At 46.2% G+C, this 10,883-nt stretch carries 8 protein-coding genes; 4 read left to right on the top strand and 4 right to left on the bottom strand.

Features of this window, described 5'->3' with window-relative positions; genetic code table 11:
• Positions 1-146 precede the first annotated feature (146 nt).
• Together K8S15_01155 and K8S15_01150 are read left to right on the top strand one after the other, a co-directional pair.
• Positions 147-344 (top strand): hypothetical protein, encoded by a 198-nt coding sequence (locus K8S15_01155; protein ID MCD4774641.1) that lies wholly within the window; start codon positions 147-149, stop codon positions 342-344.
• A complete protein-coding gene (locus tag K8S15_01150; protein ID MCD4774640.1) occupies positions 322-765 on the top strand; it encodes a nucleotidyltransferase in 444 nt (147 codons plus the stop codon). The genes K8S15_01155 and K8S15_01150 overlap by 23 nt, the downstream gene beginning before the upstream one ends.
• A gap of 384 nt (positions 766-1,149) precedes the next feature.
• Here K8S15_01150 and K8S15_01145 read toward each other — a convergent pair whose 3' ends face one another.
• The 4 genes from K8S15_01145 to K8S15_01130 form a co-directional block, all read right to left on the bottom strand.
• Positions 1,150-2,040 (bottom strand): hypothetical protein, encoded by an 891-nt coding sequence (locus K8S15_01145; protein MCD4774639.1) that lies wholly within the window; start codon positions 2,038-2,040, stop codon positions 1,150-1,152.
• Between the two features lie 55 nt (positions 2,041-2,095).
• Positions 2,096-2,725 (bottom strand): hypothetical protein, encoded by a 630-nt coding sequence (locus K8S15_01140; GenBank protein ID MCD4774638.1) that lies wholly within the window; start codon positions 2,723-2,725, stop codon positions 2,096-2,098.
• A 110-nt stretch (positions 2,726-2,835) separates the two neighbouring features.
• The gene (locus tag K8S15_01135; protein ID MCD4774637.1) at positions 2,836-5,370 is read right to left on the bottom strand and encodes a T9SS type A sorting domain-containing protein; all 2,535 of its coding nucleotides are present in this window, start codon (positions 5,368-5,370) and stop codon (positions 2,836-2,838) included.
• A gap of 9 nt (positions 5,371-5,379) precedes the next feature.
• Entirely contained in the window at positions 5,380-6,900 is a 1,521-nt protein-coding gene (locus tag K8S15_01130) for an aromatic amino acid ammonia-lyase (protein MCD4774636.1), read from the bottom strand.
• 316 nt (positions 6,901-7,216) lie between these two features.
• Between K8S15_01130 and K8S15_01125 the strand changes: the two genes are divergently transcribed.
• Positions 7,217-10,090 (top strand): glutamate mutase L, encoded by a 2,874-nt coding sequence (locus K8S15_01125; GenBank protein ID MCD4774635.1) that lies wholly within the window; start codon positions 7,217-7,219, stop codon positions 10,088-10,090.
• Between the two features lie 377 nt (positions 10,091-10,467).
• Positions 10,468-10,883: hypothetical protein (locus K8S15_01120; GenBank protein ID MCD4774634.1), on the top strand; the 416-nt coding region annotated here is incomplete at its 3' end.

Here is a 10,883-nt window from a genome sequence, read left to right as displayed (position 1 = left end):
TCCAGCATCCTTCATCGTTTCCTTTCTGGCCGACTTATAGAAAAACCGCGACAGAACAACAGATTTAACCAAACACAGGGAGTCTGAACCATGACAGATTTATAACCTGTGATGGTTATTCTGAGCGTTCGGGTATAGGAGAAGAAATGAGAAAAATAGAAGAAAATTATCAACGCATAAAGGATGATAGGCGTTTATTCGATATCCGCTTCTGGCAATCCCAGGGAGATTTTGCCATTTTTAAGGCGGTAGCGGAAATGATAGATGATTATTTTTTGATTCGAGGAAAAAATGCTGACGAGTCCAGACTTCAAAGAACTATTGAAAATTTTCGAAAAGCATGATATTCGATATCTTGTAGTGGGTGGATACGCTGTAATGAAATACAGCGAGCCCCGATTCACGAAAAATCTTGATTTGTTTATAGCGACAGATCAAGATAATGCAAATGGTGTGTATGAGGCATTGAAGGAGTTTGGTGCACCTCTGGAAAATCTTACTGCAGATGACTTCACACAAAAAGGCTATTTTTATCAGATGGGAAGGGCACCTGTACGAGTCGATATTATGATGTCGATTCCAGGAATCGAGTTTGATGAGGTATGGGGTAAACGCGAAGTGGTTGAATTGGATGATCTTAAAATCCTTTTCATCTCTCGATCTGACCTTATCCGAGCAAAAGAAGCGAGCGCAAGACCACACGATAAGATCGATATTGATAAACTCAAGAAAGCCGAACAATTGGACGCACTTGACGATAAATAGCGCGCAGCTTCGCTTTGCGCCATTCATCGCGAGTGATCCAAGCCGTTGTACCAGGAAGAAATATGAAACAAAATAGAAATAAATGGGTCGTAAAAGTTCCAGAAGCTTTCTGTGATGCAGGAAGAGAGAGATTGCCGGAGTTGTTAAAGCGATGAATAATCTCAACTGTGAAACCGCAATAATTATTACCGTAAATCAGGATGAGACAATACGCTTTAAAGGGAAACAGATAACTGCTATTTCTGCATGGCGCAAGCTGCTTGAAAGGGATTAGAGTTTTGAAATGGCATTAACCCGCATTCAGGACATTTGAGAGCATCAACATCCCAGATTTCCTTCGGAAGCAGCGGTTTTAAGTGACAGCGGAGAAGCCTGTTCTTTTCGTTATTCCGTCGGGACCACCAAATCAGGTTCGACAAGAAGGAAAGGTATGGCCTCAATACTGAAATCACTTACTTCCACTTCGTAGCAGAACGTATCTTCCGCAAGTAGTTCTTTTCCATCGAACTCAACAAGCCACATTTCAGGATCATTCTGATGAGGACGCTCAAATACTATTCGCCCCTCGCCCAGCGGACCGTTCCATAGAAGTGGCTGGCACAGAGAGAACCGCAATGGTTCAAACCCGGTGATATGTGTCCACCCGAGAACAGTATATACCACCTGAACCACGATCTCTTCTTCGCCCTTACATGGAATTTCCCACACATCCGCATAGAACCGACGGGTTTCCGGTACAGCGCTCCAGAACTCTTCATCTGATTCGAAGCGTGATCTGTATTCTTCGACAGAGCGTAATTCGTGTCTGGTAATTGCTCCGCTTGCTCTCTCGTACCTGTGTATGTGAAAGTCGGAATCGGTTGATATAAAGTTCGATTCAGTTGCATCATCAAGAATATTCCTATCGACGGGGAAACCCCCAAGCATGCTTCGGGGCTCCATCAAAACTCCGTTGATCCATAAGAATTCCAGTTCCCTTATCAGCTCCGGACATACTCCCAGATCAAGACATATGAAAATGTCACTCCCTGAAACAGGTGGAATGAGTACAAGGGTTTCGCAGATTGTATAATCCCAGGTAGCATAGTCGCGCATAGATACGTTTTCAATGAGTACTGGTTGGATTGTTACATACCATGATTTCAGCACTGCATGGTTTTCGGATGATATCCCTTCGACATGACCGCTGCTGTCCGCTCTGTAAACCGGACAGAGCCAGGAAGCATACGAATAGCCTGCCAGACAAAGAATCACTAAATTTAATCGCAAACCCATTTACATCCTCCATGGTTAATGCTGATCTGTGAATCCAGAGCAATACGGGATAGTTCTACTCCCCGCCGATAGTACTGCTGTTCCGGCAGTTGGGGATGCCGGCGACACCGTACTCTTCAATTGATTGGAGTAACTGTCTGTAGTCGAGGATTTTTTCCCAAAGCAGTGAAGCTGTGATGATTATGAAGGTGCCATCGAGACCGCTGCCGAAGTCAGGCTCTCCGGTTGTCAAGTTGTACCACTGGATTTCCTCTGTGAAGGATGCCCAGAGGTCCGTTGAGAGGAGGAAGGCTTCATGGCTATCTCTGAACAGTTGTGCCTGGGCCTCGGTATTTACCAGGAAATATTCAAGCTCTGTGGCGAGGCTGTTGAGTTCACTTCTCAGTGAGTCGATATAGCAGCTCTGTCTGAGTCTCATCTCAGCGATGGGGTCTGCTGAGGCGTTGATGTATTCAGCCAGGGTCTGGGAGTGGATATCAGGTGGATCTATGGAATCAGTCAGGGCGATTGATACGAATAGAAACAGTGTTATCGGCAGGAGTTTGATAATAGCCTTCCTCTTCGTTGAATGAGGTTCAGTGTTCCGGAGATCATTCAGTGATATGGGATGGCAGGAATTCCTCCGGTGTTGCCGTTTCGCCGGGCGTTTACCTTTACCGGCTTGAAACCGGATATTCCGTTTCAACAAGGGAAATGATACTCGTCAGGTAACAGCCCTACGTGCTGGCCTGCTTATGATGATGAAATAAGCAGACTCTGGAATATAATCGGGAATTCAACTATCGGATTCCCGGTTTATATTCTCACCATCCTGCAGCTTTCCATACTGCTGCCGTCCGTTACAACCGCGAAATAAACGCCCGAAGGTACGGGAATTCCATTGTCCGAGGTTCCCGCCCATGTAAACAGCCCCGATTCAACCTGCCTTTCAAGAACGGTTCTTCCGCTCAGATCGTAAATTCTCAGGTTGCCCGCAGACGGACCGGATATCCTCAGAACAACCGGGCCGCTGAATGGATTCCGACCATTGACGGAAACGGATATCTGTGCCGTGGTTGAAGAAGAATGTCCGGCAATTCCTACAGGATCAGGAGTACAGGCCCACAGATCCCATTGAAGATCGGTATCCCTTCTTCCGTACACTGCCCAGAGTTTTCCATCAGACCATCCCAGAGAAGCGTCATTAACCGCATCTTCAGTTACCGCGACGTAGTATCCCTGCCAGGCTCCGCCAATAGAAGTATTGCAATGCAGTTCGCTGCTTCCGCAACTCCACATGGCTGTGATTATGCCTGCAGAAGATGAAGTTATTGATGGCCGTGCGCATCCGCCCGAAGATGAAACCGTTTCAGGCGCGATCCATCCGCTTCCGCCTCCGTGGGAACAAAGAATTGCTCCGTTATCATCCTGCCATGCCACCCAGTACTCGCTTCCATCACTGGTAATACAGGCGTACCGGCTGTTTTCGGTACTTGATGAGATAACTGTCTCAGCACCGAATGGTCCGGTGTCCGGTGCGTCACGGAAGCAAATAACCCAGTTACCGTTGCGTCTTGCATGGTAGACAAGGCCAAATCCGTTCCCCCCAAAGGCAACATCAGGGTAGCGCTCTTCACCGTTCTCAGCTGATAAAGTATAAATCGATGACCAGGCGGAACCTGTCCAGAAAACTCCCTCTATATCCGTTGAGGCGTTCTGCCATTTCTGCCAGACCAGCCACGTATGACCGTTGCCTCCATCCATCGCGGGTTCTACTTCGAAGGGATCACCATCGGTTAAAATCGTTTCGTTAACCCACGAGGATCCGTTCCATTTGGACACATATATATCGTAACCCTCGTGATTATTCTGCATGCTCTGCCATGCTGTCCAGACATTCCCCAGGCCATCACCTCCAACTGTGGGATGCCAGTCCCAGTATTCATGGTCGCACACGGCGATGGGTTGAACCCATGTATCACCATCAGAATGGGTAGCAAGAATATTGGCCCGTACAGGATCGGAAGAACCACAGACGGCAAAAAGGTTTCCGGAAGAAGGATCGTAATATGTGTCCACCCTTCCCTGAGTATGAAGGCCGTCTGTCAGGTCATAGGAAAGCCAATTATCCGAACCGGATGTTCCTGAACCTGTGCCACCGATGGATATGAAGTTGGTGGTTCCCGTTCTCGGTTTTAAAGTGGGATCCCCCAGGAGAACGGCTCCGTCCTCATTGTACATATTCGATGCCAGCCATGTTCTGAAGGCAATGCCCAGGCAGTTCCCGGAAGCCAGTGACTGGTAGTACTCCTGGAAATCATTGGTATAATCCACTTTAGCCTGGGCAAGTACTGCAAGACCGTACGAATCACACCAGATGTAACTGTTGGCCAGATTGTCTACTTCGGTCCATCGACCGTTCGAACAGCAGTTAAGAACGTAGAAGAACGCGTGGGGATCAAGAGGAGGAACTTCAAAGCCGTTAAGTGTACCTGCTCCCTCCGGCGGTGCACCCGTGTGAAAACTGCTTCCCCAGGGGCTGGAGTGAGAGATGAGATGTACCCACTCGTAACCGTTTAGAAGCTCCGCCCTGAAATCATCAGCATTCGTGCCGGTTGGACTGGTTTTTCTTACAACCGTTGTATAAAGATCATCAAGAGATCCCGTAAGTCCGGTGAATGCTTCCTCGTACGCGAGAGCTCTGTCCGGAAGGGACAGGGCACCGGTTCTGTACGCATGGTTCTTTGCGAAGTAATCGTTCAGAAGGTTCACAGTTCCACCGAATGAGAGGTAGGTGGGAGTAAGCCTTCCAACCCAGATTTCCGGTCCTCCGCTGCTGTAAGATTCGTAAAGTCCATCTGCGTCAGGATCGTTCCATGTACCGTTCATATCCATCAGAAAAACATCAACCGGATATTCACCGTACCCTGAATCCATCCAACCGGTGGGTATGTCCCCTATGCATATAGCTCCGGCAAGTACTCCACCTGCATATTCGGTTATCAGATCGTTCCTTATATCTTCTGCGCTGCCGCCTGAGATCAGCCATGTTTTTACATCGTAACCATCGATTTCCAGATCCGACTGAAATGTCGATAATGCCGAGTTGATACCTGCGCTGATTCCCTCTTCAACAAGTAGAACGACTGTCAGTCCTTTCGCTCCGAAGGTTTCAGCAGCTAACGTTCTACTATAGGGTCCCCTTGCCCTTGAAAGCTGGATTCGCTCGGAGGTGGACATGGGAATGCGGTTCTTGGAATCCATATACTGTATGGGGATACCCTCCGGAACTGCAATTCCAATGGATGTCCATACAACAGCGATTATCAGCGCAATGATCAGGCGGTTCATAGTTATCTCCTATTCCAGTGATCCGACTTCGGCTTCAACGGCTTCAAGCATTTCGCAGGATCTGACAACTTCGGCCATTTTTGTATGATCAGGATAAAGTGGTCTATCTTCTCCAAGATGATCGATGTGCTTTCTTATGATATCGTATGCGGCCCGGGTACCCTTTCCGGGCTTGTAATCCCTCTGATCGAGACCATCAGCCGCTGCGATGAGTTCAATCCCCAGAATTCCGTATGCGTTTTCAAGAATCTGATGATTCTGGATGGCGGTATTCATGCCCATACTTACGAAATCCTCCTGGTCCGCGGCCGCCGGGATGGATGCGCAAGCAGAAGGGGCGGAGAGGGCTCGCTGTTCAACTATAAGCATTCCGGCAGTGTACTGGCTCAGCATATGGCCGCTGTAAAGGCCCGGCTTTTCAGCAAGGAACGGTGTAAGCCCGACAGAAAGAGCAGGGTTAAGTATTCTATTGAGCCTTCTCTCGGACATTACCGAAACCATAGTAATAGCCGCGCCCATCATATCCATCGGAAGTGATACGGGTGTTCCCTGGAAATTGGCTCCTGTCAGAACCAGATCTTCTTCAGGGAAGAATATTGGATTGTCTCCAACTCCGTTCAGTTCGATCTCAACCTGACTCCTTGCGTATGCAAGTGCATCGTGTGCCGCTCCTATGACCTGGGGAGTGCTTCTCATGGAGTACGCGTCCTGAACCTTCTTCTTGCCACCTTTCAGGAGATCACTTCCCGCAATGCATTTCATAAGTGCATTTGCAGTCCGTACGGCACCTGAGAAACCCCTGGCTTTATGCAGTTTTTCGTTGTATGGCTTGAAATTGGCCATCAGGGCTTCAAGGCTCATGGCAGCGGCAATTTCAGCCTGCTTCAACCAGCGGTTCATATCGTAAAGATGGATTGTATTCATAGCGTTTAAAACATTTGAACCGTTTATGGTTGCAAGGCCGTCCCGAGCATGGAATATCTCGGGCGAGAGTCCCGCCCTTTTCAATGCCTCTCCTCCGGGGAGGAGCTCGCCGTTGTAGAAAGCTTCACCTTCACCTATGACAACAAGAGCAATCTGCGACATGGGCGCGAGATCACCACAGGCTCCAACGGAACCCTTCTGGCAAACGAAGGGTGTGACACCCTTGTTCAACATATTCACAAGCATCTGAGTTATTTCAAGCCTCATCGCGGAATGTCCCTTTGCGTGAACATTTATCCTTGAAGCCATTGCTCCACGGACATACTCAAGAGGGGCGGGATCACCGATTCCGGCAGCGTGGTTGTATACGAGATACTTCTGGAACAGCTTTACTTCTTCATCGTTTAGAAGGGTTTCAGAGAATTCGCCAATACCTGTATTCACACCGTACATGATTTCGTTCTTTTCAAGTTTTCTGGTTATCATGCCCCGGCAGAACCTGATTCTTTCTTCAGCCGCGGGAGAAAGCTCAACTTTCTCTCCGTGACGCGCAATTCTGATGAGTTTTTCAACTGTGAGACCGGTTCCATCGATAATTATAGCCATCTGATTCCTCCCTGGAGGGTTGTATGATATTAGTATGTACGTTACATATTCGATGAATATAGATACCCTCAAAGCCAAGAACAACCGGGGACGTACCATACTTCTTCAACTTGTATGACCTGTTATATGTAAAAGATATATACATTAGTGCTATAAATAACATTTGACTTGAGGATACTATATTTGGTGTTTTTCAGTAAATAGACCGAACATTTCATCTGCTTCACTTTCATTTTAATCCATCGCTATTTGACAAATTGAACTTCCCTGAAATATTTATGTAGTACCTATACTTTCGATGAAAGGCAGTATGTAAATGGAGAATTATCAGGATTCTGTGGATTTCACTGAAGGCAGACGCAAAACCGGTATGCTTATCATCACAGATGTGGGAAGTACAACAACAAAGGCGCTTCTTCTGCAAAGAACCGATGATAACAGTCTTCGGTTCGTTAATAGCGCTGATGTTCCAACTACAGTGGAAAAACCCTTTGAAGACGTTTGCGTTGGAGTTGCCAGGGCAATCAATAAGCTGGAATCCTTAACCGGAGAAAACCTTTCGCGTGGCACCGGTATGCCTTCGGTTCCCTACCTTTCAACAAGTTCTGCCGGGGGCGGCCTGCAGATGATTGTTTTCGGTCTCACTTCCGTTGAGACCGGTAGAATAGCCGAAAACACAGCAAGTAACGCGGGGGGAGTCATCTTGAAAATGATTTCCATCGATGATAACCTTCAGGCTGTAGAACAAATGCTGGCAATTCAGAATCTTCACCCGGATATGATTATGCTCGCGGGTGGAACCGATGGTGGTGCCGTAGCCGGAGTAGTTAGACTTGCGGAGCTTCTGGCCTTATCCAAACCTCAACCGAAATTCCGACAGACGATGAAAATACCCCTGGTCTACTGTGGCAATATCGAAGCAAGGGAATTCGTGAAAGAAGTCCTTGAAGATAGTTTTGACGTCCATATTGTAGACAATGTGCGTCCCTCGATGGAGGAATTGAATACTGAGCCTGCCCGAAATGAAGTACACAGGCTTTTCATGGAAAACGTTATGGAAAGAGCTCCCGGTTACTCGGAACTGAAGAACTACGTGGTTTCGGATATTCTACCGACACCGTCCGGAGTAGAGAAAATTCTCAGACTTTATGGCGCGCATATTCAGGAAAGCGTTCTTATGATGGATATGGGCGGAGCGACAACTGATATCTTTTCCTGCATAACGGGTGAATACTCAAGGACTGTAGCAGCCAACACCGGAATGAGTTACTCCATAGCTAACATTCTATCAAAGTCAGGTATTGAAAGACTAATGTATTATCTACCCCGGGAGTTCGATGAAAATATTGTTCGAGATTACATCTACAACAAAACGATCTTCCCCACATACGTTCCTGAGAACGAGTCGGAAGAACTTGTCGAACAGGCTGCTGCCATCTGCGGTACCGAAACTTCATGGAGAGAACATCTTGATGCTTGCTACAAAACCAGTCGTATTGGATTTCTTGATAAACTAAAATCCCAAAACAGGAAGATGTTCGAGGAAACGTTCCTCACGTCAGAAGAAGAGCCTTTTAATCTTTCTGATATTGGACTCATAATCGGTTCGGGTGGTGTCGTTTCTCATGCGGACAGGAACAGGGCTTTCTGGATACTGGCAGAGGGCTTCAAACCCTTTGGTATAACCAAACTTGCAATTGACAGAGATTTCAGAAGTCCACACCTTGGTGTTCTATCGGAAATTGACGGTGAAGCTGCTTTGTCTCTATTTCTGAAAGAGTGTCTTGAGGATATCGGATGGGTCGTAGCCCCCTTCGGTAGTTTCAATAATGGTGATGCTGTTCTTGAAGTTGTCAAAAGAAATACCGGAGAATCATGGAAACTCTCCGCTGGAGACATTTTATATCTTAACTCAGGAAAAAATCTGGAATTTATCCTTCAGGAGAAGGTTTCACTGGGAAACGGCTCCAACCATCTAGATACAGAATTGCCTGTTCTGATTGATTGCAGGGGGAGGGGAGAAAACATTATCAAAAAATCCCTCGCATTTTCAGGTATACCTGAATTCACTCATCCAATTGATAGATTCCACTGTTCTATCCGCCCGCAATACAGTGAGCTTGTAACCGGAGAATGGGAGATGGATTACAGGCTTCCCTACAAAGGTTCTCTTTTTGTTGAGCAAGGGGATAAAGTCGAACCTGGAAGTGTATTGGGAGAAAATAAGTTCGATCCGCCAAAACTTTACATGGTGGACCTGAACAGAATCCCGGGATACGACAGGCATCTCTCGCCGGAGGAAATCCGTAACGGACTTCTGATTAAGGAAGGCGACAGAGTCAAGCTCACCTCTCCGCTTTACAAAGTACACAGGGAAGGTCTTCAGGGTTTCGATTTCACTTTTCATTCACCTGTAAGGGGAAGGGTAACCAGGATCGAGAAAAACGGTATCATAATCATCAGGGAAATACAGGATTACGATGAAATACCCCATATAATAGATATTGTGAAACCTCTTGGCATCAAACCAAAGCATATCAGGGGTTACCTGAAACGCAAACTGAACGAGTTCGTGGAAGCCGGCCAGGTCATCGCATCAGACATATCAAGGGGTAAAGCTGTACAAGTGCATTCACCCACCAGCGGAATACTGAAGAATATTGACACCAAGGAAGGCACCGTAACCGTTCAGTACGACATTAACCCGGTAAAGATGATATGCCACGTCTCCGGTACTGTATCCGATATTCTTCCCGATCATATGGTGCGGATAAAAGGAAGCGGAACAAAATTGAACGGAGTGATAGGTTTCGGAGGCGAAAACAGTGGAGAACTACATAAAATAGAGAGCATCCAGAATAATCGGTTTCAGAAAAATTGTGTCGTTTTTTCCAAGGATCCCATTAACCTGGAATTCCTTAGACTCGCTTCGGATGCAGGAGTTTCAGGAATAATCGCTCCATCTATACCCGCTTCCGATTGGGTTAATTACAATGGAGAGGAACTTGGAGTAGCGATAACTGGTGATGAGGAAATTCCTTTCACACTTGTTCTGACATCTGGCTTTGGAAGTTTCAAAATGAATGAGGAGTGTGCAGAATTCCTTGAAAGTTCCATTGGATATACTGTCTGTCTCTCGGGGAGAACGCAGATCAGGGCTGGTGTCACAAGACCCATGGTAATAGCCTGAGTAGCCGCACCGATACTGTTACCGGTTCGGATGCCGGTAAGGATAATTGGTTCCACGAACCGGAATATCATCTTATGGTGGCCATGCTTAATTTGAAAATAGTCCACACTATCCAGCGTCAATTCCATTTCCGTTCTTGACTTCAACTGAAGAAACTGAGAAAATAGGAACTGAAAAGATGTATTAAGCGCTGATACTGTTACTACGAAAAATCAAGCATCCTTATGTTTAATTGCTATACTATAGAGGTGTTGTCAATTATTTAGGACTTAACAGATGATAATAAACAACCTACAGGTAAGGAATATTTCTACAAATTGAAAGCCTGAAAATACAAAGAAACAAAAGTTTTAGAACAAATTGTAAAGGAGATAATAGTGAAAAAGGAAGTTACTTTATTTGGAATATTCGTATTAATCATTACACTTAATACTATGCTTTTTGCATCTGATACCTCGCTTGAGATAGTGACTGAAGCTCAAAGTCTTCCGGATGGATGGATGATTCCCTCTGAAAATTTCTTGGAACCAACAGATTTTGGGGAAAATGGAACTATTCAGTATGTAGGAAGTTGTATGTGGCAGCAAATGAGTGATGTCTTTGTTTGTGGTGATAGCGTCTGGTGTTCATTTCAGGATGGACTCTGGCTTATCGACATATCAGATATTTCAGATCCTGAATTTTTATCCAGGATTTACACCCCATCATACACTTTAAAACAAGGTCAGATAATGGGTGTGAATGATATTCTAATAGAAGGGGATTATGTTTATATAGGCGACCACGAAGGCGT

The sequence above is a fragment of the Candidatus Aegiribacteria sp. genome, assembly GCA_021108005.1.
In the GTDB taxonomy this organism is placed as follows: Bacteria; Fermentibacterota; Fermentibacteria; order Fermentibacterales; family JCC-6; genus Aegiribacteria.
This window is presented reverse-complemented; position numbering and strand designations above follow the sequence as displayed.